Annotated in this window: 18 protein-coding genes, 1 tRNA gene and 3 pseudogenes; 10 read left to right on the top strand and 12 right to left on the bottom strand. The window is 61.5% G+C overall.

What is annotated here, in order from left to right:
- From JWQ24_RS25630 to secE, 4 genes and pseudogenes are all read right to left on the bottom strand, one after another.
- Positions 1-212 (bottom strand): annotated as a pseudogene (locus JWQ24_RS25630) (50S ribosomal protein L1); the annotation flags it as partial.
- A gap of 6 nt (positions 213-218) precedes the next feature.
- Positions 219-647, bottom strand: a complete 429-nt coding sequence (gene rplK / locus JWQ24_RS25625) for a 50S ribosomal protein L11 (protein ID WP_299814453.1) — start codon at positions 645-647, stop codon at positions 219-221.
- 155 nt (positions 648-802) lie between these two features.
- The gene (gene nusG / locus JWQ24_RS25620) at positions 803-1,333 is read right to left on the bottom strand and encodes a transcription termination/antitermination protein NusG (RefSeq protein WP_299814451.1); all 531 of its coding nucleotides are present in this window, start codon (positions 1,331-1,333) and stop codon (positions 803-805) included.
- Between the two features lie 14 nt (positions 1,334-1,347).
- On the bottom strand, positions 1,348-1,539 hold the full coding sequence (gene secE, locus JWQ24_RS25615; RefSeq protein ID WP_299814449.1) for a preprotein translocase subunit SecE: 192 nt from the start codon (positions 1,537-1,539) through the stop codon (positions 1,348-1,350).
- Between the two features lie 325 nt (positions 1,540-1,864).
- On the opposite strand from secE, the pseudogene JWQ24_RS25610 reads away from it, so the two are divergent.
- Positions 1,865-2,098, top strand: a pseudogene (locus tag JWQ24_RS25610) (TRAP transporter large permease subunit); the annotation flags it as partial.
- A gap of 123 nt (positions 2,099-2,221) precedes the next feature.
- Here the strand turns inward: JWQ24_RS25610 and JWQ24_RS25605 are convergent.
- The 5 genes from JWQ24_RS25605 to JWQ24_RS25585 all read right to left on the bottom strand — a co-directional run bounded on the left by JWQ24_RS25605 (position 2,222) and on the right by JWQ24_RS25585 (position 8,921).
- Entirely contained in the window at positions 2,222-3,145 is a 924-nt protein-coding gene (locus JWQ24_RS25605) for a 3-keto-5-aminohexanoate cleavage protein (protein WP_299814447.1), read from the bottom strand.
- A gap of 36 nt (positions 3,146-3,181) precedes the next feature.
- Positions 3,182-4,129 carry a 3-hydroxyacyl-CoA dehydrogenase gene (locus JWQ24_RS25600; RefSeq protein WP_299814445.1) on the bottom strand — a complete coding sequence of 316 codons (948 nt, stop codon included), beginning with the start codon at positions 4,127-4,129 and terminating at the stop codon, positions 3,182-3,184.
- An 8-nt stretch (positions 4,130-4,137) separates the two neighbouring features.
- The gene (locus JWQ24_RS25595; protein WP_299814443.1) at positions 4,138-6,657 is read right to left on the bottom strand and encodes a branched-chain amino acid ABC transporter ATP-binding protein/permease; all 2,520 of its coding nucleotides are present in this window, start codon (positions 6,655-6,657) and stop codon (positions 4,138-4,140) included.
- 10 nt (positions 6,658-6,667) lie between these two features.
- Positions 6,668-7,546, bottom strand: a complete 879-nt coding sequence (locus tag JWQ24_RS25590; protein WP_299814439.1) for a branched-chain amino acid ABC transporter permease — start codon at positions 7,544-7,546, stop codon at positions 6,668-6,670.
- Positions 7,547-7,667: 121 nt separating this feature from the next.
- Entirely contained in the window at positions 7,668-8,921 is a 1,254-nt protein-coding gene (locus JWQ24_RS25585; RefSeq protein ID WP_299814436.1) for an ABC transporter substrate-binding protein, read from the bottom strand.
- A gap of 181 nt (positions 8,922-9,102) precedes the next feature.
- Between JWQ24_RS25585 and JWQ24_RS25580 the strand changes: the two genes are divergently transcribed.
- From JWQ24_RS25580 to JWQ24_RS25570, 3 genes are all read left to right on the top strand, one after another.
- Positions 9,103-9,801 carry a GntR family transcriptional regulator gene (locus JWQ24_RS25580; protein WP_299814433.1) on the top strand — a complete coding sequence of 233 codons (699 nt, stop codon included), beginning with the start codon at positions 9,103-9,105 and terminating at the stop codon, positions 9,799-9,801.
- A gap of 25 nt (positions 9,802-9,826) precedes the next feature.
- Positions 9,827-10,603, top strand: a complete 777-nt coding sequence (locus tag JWQ24_RS25575; RefSeq protein ID WP_299814430.1) for an SDR family oxidoreductase — start codon at positions 9,827-9,829, stop codon at positions 10,601-10,603.
- Positions 10,604-10,859: 256 nt separating this feature from the next.
- Positions 10,860-11,018, top strand: a complete 159-nt coding sequence (locus JWQ24_RS25570) for a hypothetical protein (RefSeq protein WP_299814427.1) — start codon at positions 10,860-10,862, stop codon at positions 11,016-11,018.
- A 133-nt stretch (positions 11,019-11,151) separates the two neighbouring features.
- Here JWQ24_RS25570 and JWQ24_RS25565 read toward each other — a convergent pair whose 3' ends face one another.
- Complete coding sequence (locus JWQ24_RS25565) at positions 11,152-11,853, bottom strand: GntR family transcriptional regulator (RefSeq protein WP_299814424.1); 702 nt, start codon at positions 11,851-11,853, stop codon at positions 11,152-11,154.
- 121 nt (positions 11,854-11,974) lie between these two features.
- On the opposite strand from JWQ24_RS25565, the gene JWQ24_RS25560 reads away from it, so the two are divergent.
- From JWQ24_RS25560 to JWQ24_RS25535, 6 genes are read left to right on the top strand one after another with little or no spacing between them, the layout of a single operon-like run.
- Complete coding sequence (locus tag JWQ24_RS25560; protein ID WP_299814421.1) at positions 11,975-12,949, top strand: tripartite tricarboxylate transporter substrate binding protein; 975 nt, start codon at positions 11,975-11,977, stop codon at positions 12,947-12,949.
- A gap of 57 nt (positions 12,950-13,006) precedes the next feature.
- Positions 13,007-14,146, top strand: coding sequence for a mandelate racemase/muconate lactonizing enzyme family protein (locus JWQ24_RS25555; RefSeq protein WP_299814418.1), 1,140 nt, complete (start codon positions 13,007-13,009; stop codon positions 14,144-14,146).
- 16 nt (positions 14,147-14,162) lie between these two features.
- On the top strand, positions 14,163-15,068 hold the full coding sequence (locus JWQ24_RS25550) for a fumarylacetoacetate hydrolase family protein (protein ID WP_299814415.1): 906 nt from the start codon (positions 14,163-14,165) through the stop codon (positions 15,066-15,068).
- 1 nt (position 15,069) lies between these two features.
- Positions 15,070-16,023 (top strand): hydroxyacid dehydrogenase, encoded by a 954-nt coding sequence (locus tag JWQ24_RS25545; protein ID WP_299814412.1) that lies wholly within the window; start codon positions 15,070-15,072, stop codon positions 16,021-16,023.
- Between the two features lie 7 nt (positions 16,024-16,030).
- Positions 16,031-17,170 (top strand): mandelate racemase/muconate lactonizing enzyme family protein, encoded by a 1,140-nt coding sequence (locus JWQ24_RS25540; RefSeq protein WP_299814409.1) that lies wholly within the window; start codon positions 16,031-16,033, stop codon positions 17,168-17,170.
- The gene (locus JWQ24_RS25535; RefSeq protein ID WP_299814406.1) at positions 17,163-18,191 is read left to right on the top strand and encodes a tripartite tricarboxylate transporter substrate binding protein; all 1,029 of its coding nucleotides are present in this window, start codon (positions 17,163-17,165) and stop codon (positions 18,189-18,191) included. Before JWQ24_RS25540 ends, JWQ24_RS25535 begins: the two co-directional genes overlap by 8 nt.
- Positions 18,192-18,461: 270 nt before the next feature.
- On the opposite strand, the gene JWQ24_RS25530 is transcribed toward JWQ24_RS25535, so the two are convergent.
- Positions 18,462-18,537 (bottom strand) — tRNA-Trp (locus tag JWQ24_RS25530).
- 388 nt (positions 18,538-18,925) lie between these two features.
- A pseudogene (gene tuf / locus JWQ24_RS25525) lies at positions 18,926-19,052 on the bottom strand (elongation factor Tu); the annotation flags it as partial.

Below are 19,052 nucleotides of genomic sequence, written 5' to 3'. Positions count from 1 at the left end.
GTGCGGCCGGTGCCGTTCGGCAGCGAGACGACGCCACGGACCATCTGATCGGCGTGACGCGGATCGACGCCGAGATTCATCGAGATCTCGATGGTCTCGTCGAACTTCGACTTGGCGCGTTCCTTGACCATCTTGATGGCCTCGACGATCGGGTAGAGCTTTTCACGATCGATGCCCTCGCGGGCGCTCTTCAAACGTTTTCCAATTGCCATGACCGTTTACCCCGCCACCTCGACGCCCATCGAACGGGCAGAGCCCTCAACCATCTTCATGGCCGATTCAATGGTGTCGCAATTCAGATCGTTCATCTTGGCTTCGGCGATCTCGCGCACCTGCGCTTTGGTCACCGAACCCGCCTTGTCGCGACCCGGCAGCTTGGAGCCGGCCGTGAGCTTGGCGGCCTTCTTGATGAAGAAGGACATCGGAGGGGTCTTCAGGGCGAAGGTGAAGGAACGATCAGCGTAGATCGTGATCACCACCGGAATTGGCGTGTTCTTTTCTTCCTTCTGCGTCTGCGCGTTGAACGCTTTGCAGAATTCCATGATGTTGAGGCCGCGCTGACCAAGCGCGGGACCGATCGGGGGCGAAGGGTTCGCCGCACCGGCCGGCACCTGTAGCTTCAGGTATCCGGTCACTTTCTTTGCCATATGTCACTCCTGTTGTGCCGGCCTTGGCCGGCTGTTTCAGGTTCCGTGGTGCGGTCGAAAAGCGGCTGGCAACCGCCCTCTTCCTCCCACGGCCTTCAATGCGAAGACGTGCTTCGCATTTTCGAACGCAGAAACGAATTCCGCGCTTATTCGGATCAGACCTTCTCGACCTGACCGAATTCCAGTTCGACGGGGGTTGCGCGACCGAAGATCGACACCGCGACCTTCACGCGCGACCGCGCCTCGTCGATTTCCTCGACCACACCGGAGAACGACGCGAACGGGCCATCGGCCACGCGGACGTTCTCGCCGATCTCGAACGACACCGACGCCTTCGGGCGCTCCACGCCTTCCTGCACCTGGTGCAGAATGCGCATCGCTTCGGGCTCGGTGATCGGCATCGGCTTGTTTTCCGCGCCGAGGAAGCCCGTGACCTTTGGAGTGTTCTTGATCAGGTGGAAGGCTTCGTCGGTGAGCTTCATCTTCACCAGCACGTAGCCCGGGAAGAACTTGCGCTCGGCTTCCATCTTGCGACCGCGGCGCACTTCCGTGACCTTCTCGGTCGGCACCAGGATCTGCTCGAACAAGTCTTCCAGGCCGCGTTGCTTGGCCTGCTCCTTGATCGACTCCATGACCTTCTTTTCGAAGTTGGAGTAGGCGTGAACGATGTACCAGCGCATGCTCATAATTCAGTTCCGAGTTAGTGAATGCCGAGCAAAAAAGTCACGAGATAGCGGATGATCATATCCGCCGCGAAGAAGAAGATCGACGACAGCGCCACCATCACGAACACCATGATGGTCGTGATCATGGTCTCGCGCCGCGAGGGCCACGTGACCTTGTTGGTCTCCGTGCGCACTTCCTGCAGGAATTTGAACGGGCTGAGCGCCATCGTTTACTGTCCGCATCCGTCGTGAGACGACTGTTAGGTTTCGGGAATCCAGACAGCCCTCTTGCGCCCGCACCCTCACCTAAGGATGGGGCCGCCAAGCGGGCCCTTTTGTCTGGGAAATCAAAGCCGCGTCGGAGGTCCGTCTAGCGGGCCGACAGCGAGTGCGGCTTTGTAGGGCGGCAAGCGTAAAAGGTCAAGATGGGTACTTCTGCGGTCAAACGGCCCGTTCCCGGCGGCAAGACCGGGGAAAATCCGATTGTCTTGCCGAATCAAGGAATTGGCAGGGGTAGCAAGGCTCCAGCCAACGACAACCGGTTTTGGAGACATCGCGACAGGGCATTTCCAGCCGGACTTCCTGCAGGCGCTGCGGTTTCGATTTTCCGGCGTCATCTCCAATGACCTGCTGCTGTCGATCCCGTTCTTTACGTTCATGGACGCAATCCTCGAGCGCTGCGGGCTTGCGGAAGATCTGCTGGACGGGACGGGCCAGTTGTTCGGCGATATCCGGGCTGGCCTCGCCTTTGCCGTGATTCTGGTCGGCGTGCTGCTCGGCGTCATCGCTGCGTCTGGAACCATCACTGTGCCTTCCTTGAACTGTGCAGGTGGCCAGCCCAGGGCGTCGACGCCCCTAAGGCGGCGGAGGCGGACATCTCCTGCACTGTCCGCCCCGTCCAAGGATAGCTTAAACCTCCAGCTTGTCCCCGCCCTTCAGATCAAGCATTTCGCGCGCTTCGTCCGGGGTCGCGATCTCAAGACCCAAGCCTTCGACGATCTTGCGCGCGAGCATGACCTGCTCGGCATTCGACGAGGCCATGCGGCCGGGCGCGGCCCACAGCGAATCCTCGAGGCCAACGCGGATATTGCCGCCCATCGCCACGGCCATCGCCGCGATCGGCAACTGGTTGCGGCCCGCGCCCAGCACCGACCAGACGTACTGATCGCCGAACAGCCGGTCGGCGGTGCGCTTCATGTGCAGGACGTCCTCGGGGTGCGCGCCGGTGCCGCCCTGCAGGCCGAAGACGGTCTGGACGAACAGTGGTGCTTTCACCAACCCCTGATCCAGAAAATACTTCAGGTTGTAAAGGTGCGACGTGTCGTAGCACTCGAACTCGAACCGGGTGCCGGTCTCCGACAGCGTGCTCAGCACATATTCGATGTCCTGATACGTGTTGCGGAACACGATGTCCTTGTTCTGCAGGTGCTTGAGTTCCCAGTCATGTTCGAAGGTCTTGAAGCGGTTCAGCATGCCGAAGAAACCGAAATTCATCGAACCCATGTTGAGCGATGCGACTTCCGGCTTGTAGACCGCCGCAGGACGCACGCGTTCGTCCACCGTCATGGTCGGCGCACCGCCTGTGGTCAGGTTGATCACCGCATTGGTGCGCTGCTTGATGATCTTCAGAAACGGTGCAAAGGCCTCGGGGCTCTGATCGGGCTGACCGGTTTTCGGATTGCGCGCATGCAGATGCACGATGGCGGCACCGGCTTCCGCCGCATCAACGGCGGCATCGGCGATTTCCTGCGGCGTGACCGGCAACGCCTTGGACATCGAGGGCGTGTGAATGGCGCCCGTCACGGCACAGGTGATGATGACTTTGCGGACCATATCAGTCTCCGTCTTTCTGTTGAAAAATCGTAAGGTTCAGGATTTGCGGCCTTGCGCGGCCTTGTGAGCCGCCAGCGCTGCGAGGCGTTCGTTGCGGTGCTGCGTTAGCGCGGCAATCCGGTCTGGCGACGGTTGATGCGGCCAGGCCGCGATCACCCGATCAACATTGGGGCTTTGATAGACCTCCGGCCCTGCCGAAGTCGCGGCCAGCTCTTTATAGAAACCCGTGTAGCGCGCGCAGTAATCGGGAATACCGCCGGGCGCATTGAGTTCGATGGTCTCCAGCGGACCGAGAAACGACCAGCGCAGCCCGAGACCGTCTTTCACAGTATGATCGAGATCTTCCGCGGAGACATAGCCCTCGCCAACCAGACGAAAGGCCTCCGCCAGCAACGCGCCCTGCAGGCGATTGAGAATGAAGCCATTGATCTCGCGGTTGACTGTCACCGGCACCTGCCCGATCTCGCGATAGACCTCGCGCGCGCGATCGATGGTTTGCTGCGAGGTCCATGGCGCGCCGCATAGTTCCACCAACGGCACAAGATGCGGCGGATTGACGGGATGCCCGACAAGGCACCGCTCCCGCCCCGGGAGCGCTTCCGTGAAACGCGAGGCCACGATGGCCGACGTGGATGACGCGAGCAGCGCATCCGGAGGCGCGAGACGATCGAGCTCAGCGAAAATGGCGATCTTCTGATCGACATTCTCCGGGCCGTTCTCCTGCACGAACGCAACGTCCTTCACCGCATCGGCCAGAGTTGCCGCGATCGAGATTCGCGCAGCTGCGCCGTCGGGATCATTGGCGAGGCCATGGCGAGCGAGCGCATGCAACTCATCGCGAATGAGCTGGGGCGCTGCTTCCAGTGTCGGGCCATGCGGATCGGTCAGCCGCACCGTCCATCCCGCGCGCGCGAAGATCGCTGCCCAAGCGCGTCCGATTAGGCCCACACCAACGATCGCTACATGTCGATTACTATCTGTCATCTATGTTCTCACAGCCACAGCACCTTGCGGCGCAGATCGAGATCGTCGCGCAGAGCCCTGGATGGTCCCTGATGAATCACTTTTCCCCGCTCCAGCGCTACCGTCGAATCGGAGAGAGCCAATGCCAGATCGAGATTATGGTCGACGATGATGATGGCAATTTCCTTGCGGAGGCGATCAAAGGTTTCGAACAACTGTTCCACCACCGCAGGCGCCAAACCTTCGAAGGGTTCATCCAACAACAGCACACGCACGTCGCCAGACAGAGCGCGCGCCACGGCGACCATCTGCTGTTCGCCTCCCGAGAGATAATCGGCGGGGCTATCGAGACGCTCGCGAATGCGCGGGAAATACTCATAGATGCGCTCACGCGTCCAATGCACGCCATTGCCGGTCTGCCGCTTGAGGCCGCCCAGCTCGAGATTTTGCTCGACGCTCATACCGGCGAACAGCGCCCTTCCTTGCGGCACGTAACCGATGCCGAGCCGCGCAGCCTCCGCCGAGGACAGACCAACCAGCTGATTTCCGGCGAGCTCAATCGAACCGTTCGACGCTGGCGCGATGCCGATCAGCGACTTGAGTAAAGTCGACTTGCCGGCACCGTTGCGGCCCAGCAGCGCAATGATCTCGTTTTCGTGCAAGGTGAAATTGACGTCATTCAGAATATGGCTCTTGCCGTAAAACGTGTCGACATTCCTCACCGTCAGCAGCGGCTTCGCGCCTGCCGAGGTCTCGCGTGGGCGCGCAGCGACAGCCGTCGTGCCCGAGCCGATATAGACTTCCTGCACTCGCGTGCTGGAGCGCGCATCCTCGACGGAGCCATCCAGCAGCACACGTCCTTCATTCATGACGGTCACATGGTCAGCAAGCTGGAATACCCGGTCGATATCGTGCTCGACCAGCAGCACCGGCAGCTCCGCCGAGATGCGTTTGATGATCGCACCGATGCGTTCGCGTTCGGCAGCAGCGAGACCCGCGAGCGGTTCGTCAAGCAACAGGATGCGCGGTGCGGTCGCGAGAGCCACACCCATGTCGAGCAACCGCTGGCCGCCATAAGACAGCATGCCCGCTTCGGCCTTCTCGATCCCCGCGAGACCGAGATAGCGTATCACCGCGTCGGTTTCCTGGTTGATCGGATCGATCGACAGCGCATTCGTGACGAAGTCGAAACGCCGGGGATGCCGCGCTTGCACGGCGAGGCGAATGTTCTCGCCGACGCTCAAGGCGGGGAACAGGTTGGTGATCTGGAACGAGCGCCCGATGCCGGCTGTGGCGATCTCTTCCGGAGTATGGCCGGCGATCGGCCTGCCCATCAGCGACACGCTGCCTTGATCCGGCTTATACATACCCGACAGGAGATTGAACGCCGTGGTCTTGCCGGCACCGTTCGGGCCGATCAGCGCATGCAGCGTGCGATCGGCGATCGCGATATCGACGCCCTGAACCGCCTTGATGCCACCAAAGCTCTTCACGATGTGGCTGGCTGCAAGCACCGCCCCATCCACTGATGATTTCGGCTTCAGGAACTCAGGCAACGGCAACACTTCGATGCGCCGCGCCGACATGGCCGCATCTTCTTCCGCCTTTTTACGAAATGGCGCGATCAACCTCTCGCCCATGCCGATCAGGCCGGTCGGCGAGAAGATGATGAAGCAGACGAAGACGAGACCGAACCAGAACAGCCAGTTCTCGGAATAGATGCCGAGAAACTCACGAAACAGAATGAAGAACAGCGCACCCAGTGCCGGCCCGAGAAAGCTGCGCATGCCGCCAATCACGACCATCGCCAGCAATTCGCCGGAGAATGCCACCGAGATGGGATCGGCCGAGGTCATACGATTCTTGTACAGCAACAGAACGCCGGCGAGACCGGTGATGGTGGCGGACAGCACGAAGGCGGCCAACTTGTAGCGGTTGGTGGGATAGCCGAGAAACCGCGCGCGCTGTTCGTTCTCGCGGATCGCAACCAGCACCGAACCAACGGTCGAATTGTGGAACCGCCACAGCAGGATCAGCACCAGAAACGCGACGATCGCCACAAACCAGTAATAGGTCGTCGACCCGTCCAGGTCGAAGCCAAACAATGAAGGCCGGGTGATTCCGCCGAGGCCGTTCTCGCCGCCGGTCACGTCGGTCCAGCGGAACGATACGCTATAGAGCATGGCCGCCAGTGCCAGCGTGAGTAGCGAGAAATACACGCCGCGTCGCCGCAGGATCAGATAGCCGAAAGCCGCCGCCGTGATGGCCACGACAATCAGCGCCAGCAGGGTTGGACCGACAAAGGAGTTCGGCATCCAATTGCGCTGGATCAATGCTGCCGCATAGGCCGCGAGGCCGAACCAGGCGCCATGACCAAACGAGACGAGACCAGTATGCCCGACCAGAATGTTCAGCGCCATGCAGGCAAGAGCGAAGACGACGATTTCCGTCGCCGACGTCATGGTGAGCCCGAGCGCCAACAGGATAGGCGGCAGGATGAGCAGGCCGACGCCTGCGATGAGCAACGGAACGGGAAGACGATTCAACATCGGTATCGCCTCACTCGAACCGCATGATGCGTTCGCCGAACAGGCCCCGTGGCCGAAACAGCAGCACCAGAAGCATCAGAAGATAGATCGCCGCGGTGGACGCCGCGGAATAGCCGATGCCGACCATCACGCCCTTGACCAATCCGACCAGGAGCGCCGCGATCACGACGCCCCAGAACGAGCCGAGGCCACCGATCACGACGACAACGAAAGCAGGGGTGATGATCTCCTGCCCCATTGCCGGATGGATCGAATAGATCGGTGCGAGCAGTACGCCCGCAAGGCCAGCGAGACCGATGCCCAGAGCTGCCACGACGGACATATAGGGCTGCAGCGAGATGCCGAGCGCGCCGACCATGTCCGGGTTCTGCACGCCGGCTCTCACGACACGGCCAAACGAGGTCTTCTGCAGCAACACCCAGAGCCCGAGCACACAGGCTACGGCAATGCCGAGAAGGACCACGCGATAGAACGAATAGATGAAGCTTCCGATCGCCACCTGACCGCGCAGTCCCGGCGGGATCGAATAGGATAATGGCGGCGCGCCGAAGATCATGCGCAACGCCTGCTCGGCCACCATTGCAAGCCCAAAGGTAAGCAATAGCGAGAGGATCGGATCGGACCGATAGAACCGCCGGAACAGCGTCCGTTCGATGACAACACCAAACAGTGCGACGGCAATGGGTGCAACGACGAATGCACCTCCGAACCCGAGATAGGGCGAAATCACCAGCGTCAGATAAGCGCCGATCGCATAGAACGCGCCATGCGCCAGATTCACGATGCCGCCGAGCGAGAAGATCAGCGACAGGCCGAGCGCAATCAAAAGATAATAGACACCATCAAGCAGTCCGTTGAGAATCTGCTGGGTGAGCAACATGGCGGACATGAGATGGGCTCCGCGGCCGTGCGCTGACGCGCAGCTGGCGAGGGTCGGAAGGACAAGACCAAAGCGACTTCACGAGCAGAATGTCGACGCCCTGCCCCCAGGCAAAGCGCCGACATCGCTGTTAGCTCGGGAATTTACAGGTGTTCTCTTCCGCGGTGGACGCGATCACTTCGAGCGGTTCATCCGGCCCCGGGACGGCCGGGCTTGATGAGAAAATGTCCCACTGGTTCTTGATCTTGTCCGCAGGCAATGCCGTCACCGCATACATTTCGTGCATCAACTGGTGATCGGCCGCACGGAAATAGCCGGGACGCGTCTTTAGCAGATCAAACTTCGCACCCTTCTCGAAATGTTCGATGATCTTCGGCGAATCCGTCGATTTTAGTTCATTGATGGTCTGCGCCACGATCTTGGTGGCGATGTAATCGCCCCATGCCTGATTTTCCGGCGGCTTGTTATACTTCTTGGTGAAGGCCGCGACGAAAGCCTTGCTGCCGGGCGTATCCAAGAGATGGTGCCAGACCACGGGCCATGTGCCGACGAAGTTGCCCTTGCCTGCGGCCCACGCCAATGCGGTGTCGAAACCGAAACCGCCGACTGGAAAGGTCAGGCCGAATTCGGCATACTGCTTGAGGAAGTTGGTGATCTGGTTGCCGGCCAGATTGATCACCACGAGGTCAGGCTTGGCTTCGCGGATCTTCAGCAGATAGGCCGAGAAGTCCGTGGCGTCGGTGGGCACCAGATCGTCGCCGGCAAAATTGCCGCCATTGGCTTCCATGAAGCGCTTCGAGACCTTCAGAAGGTCATGGCCGAAGGCGTAGTCGGCAGTCAGCGAGTACCACTTCTTCCCCTTCACCAGACCATCGCGCAGGAACGAGCGACCAACGGTCTTTACATACATCGAGTTTTGCGACTCGACATGGAACATATAGCGCTGGCAGTCCTTGCCGCGCAGCGCATCGGAATTGCCGCCGGTGTTGACGAACAGTGTCTTGTTGCGCGTTGCGACCTGAGCAATCGTCAGACACGAGGCCGATGAAATTTCGCCGATGATACAGGCGACCTTGTCGCGCTCGATCATGCGCTCGGCTTTGGTCGAGGCGGTCTGCGGATTGACCGAATCTTCCTTGAGCAACTCGACCTTGCGCCCCATCAGGCCGCCGGCGGCGTTGATCTCCTCGACAGCGAGGTCGATCGCCATCACGCCGTACTCGCCGAGCGGACCGAGGAAGCCGGTGCGCGGCGTCAGATGGCCGATACGAATCACATCGGCTCCCTGCGCGCGCAGGATCGAAGGCGCCGACAGGCCGGACGCCAGCGCCAGTCCGCCGGCGGATTTCAACAGAGTACGTCGCGTGAACGGGTTATTCGACATCAGCCTAGTCTCCCTGTGACGGCCGCATGGCGCGGCTGTTCCCCTCTGGCGAAGCGTTGCGCTCTTCTAGGTGAGAGCCCTTTGGTCGCTTGCCGTGATCTGTGATCACAGTTAGACTGGCGCAGGAATTCAGTTTTGTCGAGTCCTGCCGAAAGTTTGTTCCACTTCCAGAAAGTCCCCGGTGAATTTACCCGCTGCCCTGTCGCTTGTAGAACCGCTCGATCGCCAGACGTTGGGGGAGCGCGCTTACGCGCAACTGGCGGATCTGCTCATCTCGGGCAGACTCGCACCGGGGGAAAAGCTGTCGCTGCGGACGGCGGCCGACATGCTTGGTGTCTCCATCATGCCGGTGCGCGAGGCGGTGTCGCGGCTGGTCGCGGACAAGGCGCTGGAAGTCGCGGCTAACCGCGTGGTCCGCGTGCCAATCATGTCGTCGGCACAGTTCCGCGATCTCACCCGGGTTCGGATAGCAATCGAAGGCCATGCCGCAGCCGAGGCTGCGCTACGGCGCCACGACAGCGACGTCGATGCGATCGCTTCGAGCGAAGCGGCGATGCGCGCGGAGAGCGAAGTGAAGGCCCCGGATTTGCCGCGCGCGGTCGAACTCAACAAGACGTTTCATTTCGCCGTCTACGAAGCTGCTCAGTCGCCGATCCTGGTCGAGATCATCCGTGCGCTTTGGCTCAAGGCCGGCCCAGTCATCAATCTTGATCTGCGCGGAAATCCGGATCGCCTCGCCAAGGGCGAAGCCATCCGGTTTCATGCCGACGTCCGCAAGGCAGTCGAAGCCGGCGATGCCGAGACCGCCAGAGCGGGGATCGCCGCCGACATCACCAACGCCGCCAACTTCATCCTGTCGCGTGGCGGCCTCTCCATCTAGGTCTCACCAAATCTCCGGAGCCGTCATGGATCTCAGCATCAAGGGTTTGCGTGTCATCGTGACCGCGGGCGCCAACGGAATCGGCCTCGCTATCGCACGCGCCTTTGCCGACGAAGGCGCCAAGGTGCACGTGTGCGATGTCGACCAAGCCGCCCTTGCCGCCCTCGCGAAAAGCGATCCCGCTATCACGCAGACCCATTGCGATGTCTCCGATCGCGCGTCGGTCCAGAAGCTGTTCGATGAAGCCACGGCCAGACTCGGCGGCCTCGATGCGCTCATCAACAATGCCGGCATCGCCGGGCCGACGGCCAAGGTCGAGGAAATGCATCCCGATGATTGGGATCGCTGCCTGAACATCTGCCTGACCGGACAGTTCAACTGCACGCGCCTCGCCGTTCCGCTGCTGCGCCAGAGCAGCAACGGTTCCATCGTGAACCTCTCATCGGCAGCCGGGCGTGTGGGCTTTGCGATGCGTTCGCCCTACGCCGCAGCGAAATGGGGCGTCATCGGCTTCACGAAATCGCTCTCCATCGAACTCGGCCCGGACAATATCCGCGTCAACGCGATCCTGCCCGGTCTCGTCGCCGGCGATCGTCAGCGCCGCGTGCTGGAAGCCAAGGCGCAGCAGCGCGGGATTTCTTTTGCCGAGATGGAAAAGACGGCGTTCTCCTTTACGTCGATCAAGGACTACGTCACGCCGGAACAGATCGCCGACCAGATCCTGTTCCTGGCCAGCCCGCGCGGGCGCACAATCTCCGGCCAGGCGATCTCCATTTGCGGTGACACGCAGATGCTGGGTTAGCGGTCGACGCTCAAGACTCCGTCAAGCTCGTTGACGCTGCAAGCAGTCGCTCGTTTCCAAGTTCGCCGTGGGTCCGGCGCGGACACGGCGAATACACAGCATTGCGACAGGCGGTGCATCAACTCGTGGCACACCCTCGCCAAACTCTATAGATTCACCTTTAGGCTGACATGGCTGTTCTCCCATGCCGCACTCCTGACCTTTATCGCTTTGATAGGCAGACAAGATCTTGCCTCGTCACACTGAGATCCACAAAATGGGTACCGCCATCCTGCTGGTCGAGCAGAACGTCAGCCGCGCGCTGGCGTTGGTACAGCGCGCCTATGTACTGGAAAGCGGCCGGATCATCTTGCACGGCACTAGCGCCGGGTTTGCGAACAACAAACAGGTACAGGCGGCATATCCCGGAAGATAGGCCGATTCAGCTCGCTAGAAGATCGGACCAACCCAGCGCAATCCAGACGATGTCAATTCGTCCGTCATCGTACAGCAGCCGCTGCAGATCCCTGTGGTGCCTGCCTATCAATGGCCGACCGGAATCCGCCTACTCAGCTTGCTAACACATCGCGCACCGGACGGCACAATTGTCCCTTGACGTCCGCGAGACTGACCAGATAATCGGCAGCCTCGGTGATATCAGCGACGATTTCACGCCCTGCAGCATCGGCATCGCCCGCGATAATGGCATTGAGCGCGGCCGTGTGATGATCCCAGCCTTTCAGCAGCACGACATATTCGGGAATGACGAACGACAGTACCGGGCCGCAGCGCAGCCACATGTTCTCGATGGTCTCGACGAGGATCGGGATGCCCGACATCGCATAGATCTCGAAATGAAACTGCCGGTGATGATCGAGATAGCTTTCGAGATTCTTCGCGGCGATCAGCGACTGCATCGTCGCCAAAAGTGACTTCAGTCGTTCAAGCCCCGCGGCATTACGCCGGACTGCGGCGTGCCGCGCCGCCTGCCCTTCGAGCGCGCAGCGGACCACCGTCAGATCAGCGAGTTCACGCGCCGTGAGCTGCGGCACGATCGCGGCATTGCGCGGTCCCTGCTGCAACACGCCCTGCGCCACCAGCCGTGTAACCGCGTCGCGCACCGGCGTAATCGACGTCCCAAAGCTCTCCGCGAGTGCTCGCAGGGTCAGCACGGTGCCTGGAACAAAACGGCCAGCCAGAAGTGCATCCCGGAGTTGCGCATGCGCCAAGTCCCAGAGCGGTTCGCGCTCAATCCGTTTCAGTGCGGTCATACTGTGCTCGCTACCTCACCCCACCGAATCTCGCAAATTGGCGTTCTGCAAATCACGGCAAGAGTTCCATTGACCCATCTAGATGTTTGTTATAACAAACACCAAAAATGGGAGGAAAACAATGGTCGCTCAACGCATCAGCTTTGCCGCGCTCGGATTGGTACTGGGGTGCTGGTCCCTGCCAAGTCATGCACAATCCAATTTTCCGCAAAAGGACATCACCTTCATCGTGCCGTGGAATGCCGGCGGCTCCAACGACGTCGCCGCCCGCGCGCTGGACCCGATCCTGCGCGAACACGGCATCAAGATCGTGATCGAGAATATCGTGGGCGCAACCGGTGTCATCGGCATGAAGCGCGTCGCGACGTCTACGCCAGACGGCTACACCATCGGTATGGGGACCAGTTCGACGCTGGCGCTGATCGCCCAGAACAAGGCGAATGGGCTCACCAACGGCGCCTTCACCCATATCGCGCGCGTATCGACCGACCCTCTGATGCTGCTCGTGGCTTCCACCGGACCGATCAAGACCCTCCCCGACTACATCGCCAACATGAAGGCGAAGCCCGGCAAGGTCACTATCGGCACGCCCGGCAACTACAATCTCAACCACATTTTCGCATCCATGACGGCGCGCGCGGCCGGCGTCGACTATGTCAACGTGCCCTATACGGGCGGCTCGAAAGTCGTTGCCGATCTGATCGGACAACACGTCGATTCCGGCGTGCTCAAACCTTCAGAAACGCTCGGCCAGATTCAGGACAACCTGCTCAAGCCCCTCGGCGTCTTCGCCAATGAGCGGCTCGAGATGTTTCCGGATGTCCCGACCTTCAAGGAAAAAGGCATCGACGTCTTCCCTTACGGACCTGTTGTGCAGATGGCCTATGTCGTCGGTCCGGCGAACCTGCCGGACGATGTCCGCACCAGGCTGACCACGGCGTTCCGTGCCGCGATCCAGGACCAGCGTTTCAAGGAATTCGCAAAGAAGAACGTCTTCCTGGTCGATGACATGACCGGCGATGCGCTCGCCAAGGAAGTCGATATCGTCGCCTCCGCCATCGGCAAGGTCGCGGCCCAGACTTTCCCGAAAGAGTAAACGCGGCCGGCGCTCGCCGGCCGCATCCACCCGATTGATCTCGACGAGGACACCACATTGAAAATCAAGAAAATCACCAGCCATGTCGTTGCCGCTCCCGTGCAGCGTCCGTTCACGTCGTCACGCGGCTGGCTCTACAAGACGCGCGGCACATGCCTCGTCGAGATCGAAACGAGTGACGGCATTGTCGGCTGGGGCGAATGTTACGGCCCCTCCGCCGTCGCCAAGGCCTTCATCGACACTCAGCTGGCACCGCGCGTCATCGGCCGCGACCCTTTCGATGTCGAAGTGATCTGGGAAGATCTTTATAACCGCATCAAGGACTACGGCCCCAAAGGCATGTCGATCGCCGCAATCAGCGGCATCGACATCGCGCTGTGGGACATCATCGGAAAGGCTTGCAACAAGCCGGTGCACAAACTGATCGGCGGCGCTTTCCGCACCGAAGTCGACTGCTATGCCACAGGCCTTTACTTCACCGACATGGAACGCCTCGTCGATGAAGCTGTGGAGGAAGCCGAAGGCTACAAGAAGGCCGGCTTCAAAGCGATCAAGATGAAGATCGGCCTCGGCTCCATCAAGCGCGACTACGAGCGCGTCAAGGCGGTGCGGGAAGCGATTGGATCCGATATCAAGCTCATGGTGGACGCCAATCACTGCCTGACCGTGCCCTCAGCCATCCGGCTCGGCCGCAAGCTCGAAGAACTGGACATCGAGTGGTTCGAGGAACCGATCTCGCCGGAGGATATCGACGGCTATATCGAGGTCACCCGCGCGCTCGACATGGCGGTCGCCGGCGGCGAAAACGAATTCACCCGCTGGGGGTTTCGCGACGCCATCGTCCGCAAGGCGATGGATATCGTGCAGCCGGACGTTTGCGCCGCCGGCGGCATCACCGAATGCAAGAAGATCGCAGCACTCGCCAGCACTCACGGCGTCGAATGCGTGCCACACGCCTGGGGGTCGGTTGTCGGCCTCGCCGCGACGATCCACTTCCTCGCTTCGATCCCGAACCAGCCGCCCAGCCTGTTCCCGATGCCGCCAATGCTCGAATTCGAACAGGAGGAAAACCCGTTCCGCGATCATCTCGCGGTCAAGCCGATCCAGCAGGTCAATGGCGTCATCGCCGTCCCGACAGGAGCGGGACTTGGCATCGAAGTCGATCGTGCCGTGATCGACAAATATCGCGTCGCATGATGACGAGGACGCAAAAATGAAGTTCGTCACCTTCGTCGAGTCCGGCCTGACACGCGCCGGCGTCCTTGTCGGCGACGCCACACGCCCGACCGATATCGTCGTCGATCTGGCTCATCCGGCGATGCGGGCTGGCTTGAACGGCATCTCACCGCAGATTCAGGCCTTTCTCGACGCAGGTCTCGGCAAGGTGGTCAGTACAATCACCGCGCATGGTCTCGCGGACGCCGCGCGGCTGACGACCGACAGAGTGACGCTGCTTGCGCCACTCCCCGCGCCGCGGCGCATCTTCGGTATCGCGCATAACTACCGCGATGCCGTGGCCGAACGTGGCATCGCCGCGCCGCCGGAGCCGGTGCTGTTCATGAAAGCGCCACGGACTGTCATCGCTGCGGGAAGCGCGATCGTGCTTCCCGCAGCGATCGGCGGCGTCACCTATGAGGCCGAGCTCGCCGCCGTCATTGGCAAGCATGCCGTGAACGTGTCGAAGGAACAGGCGCTTGAATATGTCGCCGCCTATGGCTGCTTCAATGACATCAGCGCCAGCGATATGATCAAGGCCGACGGCCGTTTCGATCGCGGCAAGAATATCTCGACCTTTGGTCCCTTCGGCCCGTTCCTCGTATCGTCGGACGAGATCGCCGACCCGCAAGCCCTGCAGGTGTCGCTGGCCGTCGATGGCAAAGCGCTGCAGCACGGGTCGACCAAAGACATGATCTTCAGCGTCGCCGAACTCGTGTCCTGGCTGTCGCATCGCGGGCCGCTCGAACCCGGCGACGTCATCGCCACCGGAACGCCGGCTGGCGTCGCGGCCATGCACAAGCCACCGGCCTGGCTGAAGCCCGGTTCGACCGTAACCGCCAGTGTCGAGAACCTCGGCCAGCTCGCCAATCCCATTACTGAAGGACCGGCTCTCGATGCCTGATATGCCCACCATTCTCCTGACCAATCCGATGCATGCCGACGGCGAAGCCATCCTGTCGCCGCATGCGCGGCTGATCACGGCGCCCGATACCAAACCGGACACGCTGCGCGCCTTCGCGAAAGACGCCGACGGCATCATCGTGCGCGCCAAACTGCCTGACGATATCGTCGATCACGCGCCGCGCCTGAAGGGCATGGTCCGCCACGGCGTCGGCCTCGATTTCATCCCGGTCGATGCTGCCACTGCGCGCGGCGTTGCCGTCGCCAATTTGCCGGGCAGCAATACCAACGCCGTAGCCGAATATGCGATGTCGGCGCTGCTGCACTTGCGACGCCCGATCCACCTCATGAACGGGCTGATGCGCAACCAGGGCTGGGGCGCCTCGCGCGCAACAGCGGAAGGCTTCACCGAGTTGAATAGCTCGACGCTCGGCATTCTCGGCGTCGGCACCATCGGTCGCCGCGTCGCGCAGATTGCCAGGCAGGGCTTCGGCATGACAGTGATCGGCACGTCACGTCGCACGGGATCGCTCCCTGCGGATATCGAAGAAGTCTCGCTCGATCAATTGTTCGAACGCAGCGATGCCCTCGTGATCTGCTGCACGCTGACCGACGAGACGCGCGGTCTCGTCAATGCAGCGCGTATCGCCCGAATGCGGCCCCATGCTGTTCTTGTCAACGTGTCGCGCGGCGCTGTCGTCGAGAATCTGCCCCTGATCGCAGCGCTCAAGGCTGGCAAGCTCGGCGGCGCGGCGCTCGATGTGTTCGACATCCAGCCGTTGCCCGCAGATGACGCATTGTTCGATTGTCCCAATCTTTTGCTGACGCCGCATTCGGCGGCCATCACCGCCAGCAGCAGCCGCGGCATGGCTGTCGGCGCCGCCGAAGAAATGCTCCGCATCCTGCGCGGCGAACCGCCGCTCAATCTCGTCAATCCCGGCCACAAGGCAGCGTGAGGCTCCCATGAAGATTACTGCGATCAAAGCCGTTCCGATTTCCTACCGCGTCCCGCAGGGCCAGAATGTCCGCCTCGGCATCGGCCGCGCCGTCAAGCGCGACGCTGTGCTTGTCAAGGTCACGACTTCCGACGGCGTCACCGGTTGGGGCGAAGCGCATCACGGCCGCTGCCCTGGCGCCATCGCCAAGCTGATCGACACGACCATCGCCGAACTCGTCATCGGCATGGACGCGATGAATGTCGTCGGCGTGTGGCAGCGCGTCTATCAGATGCAACTGTCGAGCCACGGCATGGGCTATGCCGCAGCCATGGCGCTGAGCGGCCTCGACCTCGCGCTCTGGGACATCCGCGCCAAGGCGGCCGGCTGGCCGCTCTACAAGCTGCTCGGCGGCGCTTCGAAGCCGCTCAAGGCTTATGCGGGCGGCATCTCGCTCGGCTGGCAGGCGCCGGAGTCACTGGCCGAAGAAGCGCAGGGTTATATCGCGCAGGGCTATCGCGCGGTGAAGCTGCGCGTTGGCGACAACCCCCGCGACGACGTTGCCCGCGCCACCGCCGTGCGCAAGGCTGTCGGCGACACTATCGAGATACTCGTCGATGCCAATACCGGCTACACGCTCGACGACGTGCGCCGCGTGATGCCGGCCTATGACGATCTGCAGATCGGCTGGCTCGAGGAGCCGTTCCCGGCGCTCGACTATCGTTCCTATCAGGCTGCCGCTGCGATGGGCTCGACCCCGCTCGCGGCCGGCGAGAACCACTTCACGCGGTTCGAATTCAACCGCCTGATTGAAGATCGCGCCGTGAGTTTCGTGCAACCTGACCTGTCGAAGACCGGCGGCGTCACCGAGTCGATGCGAATCGCCGGCATGACCCATGCGTGGAAGCTGTCATTCAATCCGCATACGTCGGCGACCGGCATCAACATGGCGGCGACCATCAACGTCCTCGCCTCGGTCGAAGACCCCGGCTATTTCGAGGGTGACGTCGCCAAGCACAATCCGTTCCGCGATGAGGTCGGCGGCATTCCCTACAAACTCGACGCCAATGGCTGCGTCGCACCGTCGGAGATCGCAGGTCTCGGCGTCGAAATCGACGAGGCCTTCATCAATGCCCACCCGCTGATCGAGGGTCCCTGCTATGTTTGATACGCGCCGGGTTGAAGTTGTACTGCGCGCCTCGCGTCTCGTTCACTTCGCCTGCCGCGCGCTCATCGTCCTGCTGGCCGGTACCGCCTGCGTCTATGCGCAGGCCACCGCGCCAGCGGTCGACACCTATCCCAGCAAGACGATCAAATACATCGTCCCGTATCCGCCCGGCGGTTTCAACGACACGCTTGGGCGGATCTTCGCACAAAAGCTTCAGGACTCCTTGGGCGTTACCGTAGTGGTCGAGAACCGCCCCGGCGGTGGCACGCTGATCGGAACCGAAGCCGTCGCAAGGGCTGCTCCCGATGGCTACACGCTGCTCGGCGTCGCCTTTCCCTTCGGCTCCAATCCCAGCATCTACAAGAGTCTGCCATACGACACGGTGAAGGACTTCACGCCGCTGGTTTTTGCTGGACAGACGCCGAACCTGCTCGTGGTCAAACCGTCGTTGCCGATCAATTCGGTCAAGGACCTGATCGACTACGCCCGTCGAAACCCCGGCAAGGTCACCTACGGCTCGACTGGCATCGGATCGTCGAACCATTTATCGATGGAGCTGTTCAAGAGTCTTGCGGGCATCGACATCGTGCATGTTCCCTACAAGGGCAGCGCGCCGATGGTGAACGACATGCTCGGCGGACATATCGACGTTGCCTTCGACAACACGCCCAATGTGTTGCCGCAGGTGAATGGCGGCAAACTTCGCGCGCTCGGCGTAAGCAGCAAGGCGCGCTCGACGCTTGCACCTGACGTCCCCACGGTCTCCGATGCCGGCGTGGCCGGCTACGAGGTCAACGTATGGTTCGGCGTAGTCGGCCCCGCCGGCATGCCCGACGGGATTGTGCGCAGGCTCAATGCCGAGATGAATGCAATCCTGAAACTGGACGACGTCAGGCGTCGCTTCATCGACCAGGGCGTCGAGCCCGTTGGCGGCACGCCCACCCAGTTTGCGGATCAGATCAAGGCCGAGATCGCGAAATGGGCCACGGTCGTAAAGGACGCAGGCATCAAACCAGAATAGACGCGAGAGCAATGACCGCTTGCGCCAGAAGCGGACATGTCGCTGGATTCCCGCAGCGTATTGGGACGTCCGAGCCTTCCGTCGCAGTAAAAATCCACCGGACCCAAACCGCCTTCGGACGGATGAGGAACGGGACGCTGTCCTTGCCGCCGCGCCGGCCCATATCCGAGCCGCGATAGCGCTGATGACGTTTACGGCGCCGGGGCTCGCAAACCGTTCATTTTCCAGAATCTAAATATCCGAAAAGGCAAGCATTTAGAATTGGTTAAATGGCAGGGGCGGTAGGGCTCGAACCTACGACAACCGGTTTTGGAGACCGGTGCTCTACCAACTGAGCTACACCCCTACGTGAAACGGCACGCGTCCATTTCGCGCCGTTTGAAGCATAGACCGCGCCTGATTTGCAAGGGCGAAGCAGCCCCATTCATGCACAATTTGAACCGGCTAATTCGGCGGGCTCGGGGGAGCCGGCCGGGCCGGCAGCGCAGATGCGCGATTCTCGCCCGTACCGGGCGCATTTTCGAACATGCAGCGGGTCGGCGGATTTCCACAGATCTTGTCCAGTTCCCTGAACCCGACGCAGTGGCCGCCGGTCGCGCGGTAGCCGGGACCGCCCTTGCAGCCGCATCCTTTGCAGGCGGGCCGCTCCGGGCAGGCAGCGTGGCCGGTCGAAACCGGCCACGCCGCCGCCAGAACAATGGAGGCGAGCATTCCGAGGAGTGCCCGCCGCCACATTACTCGATGATGCTTGCGACGACGCCTGCACCAACCGTGCGGCCGCCTTCACGGATAGCGAAGCGCAGCTTCTCTTCCATCGCGATCGGCACGATCAGGTGAACTTCCATGGCGATGTTGTCGCCC

This window comes from Tardiphaga sp., from assembly GCF_028290495.1.
GTDB lineage: Bacteria > Pseudomonadota > Alphaproteobacteria > Rhizobiales > Xanthobacteraceae > Tardiphaga.
Note: the sequence above shows the minus strand (reverse complement) of the source record. Positions and strands in the feature narration are given on the sequence as shown.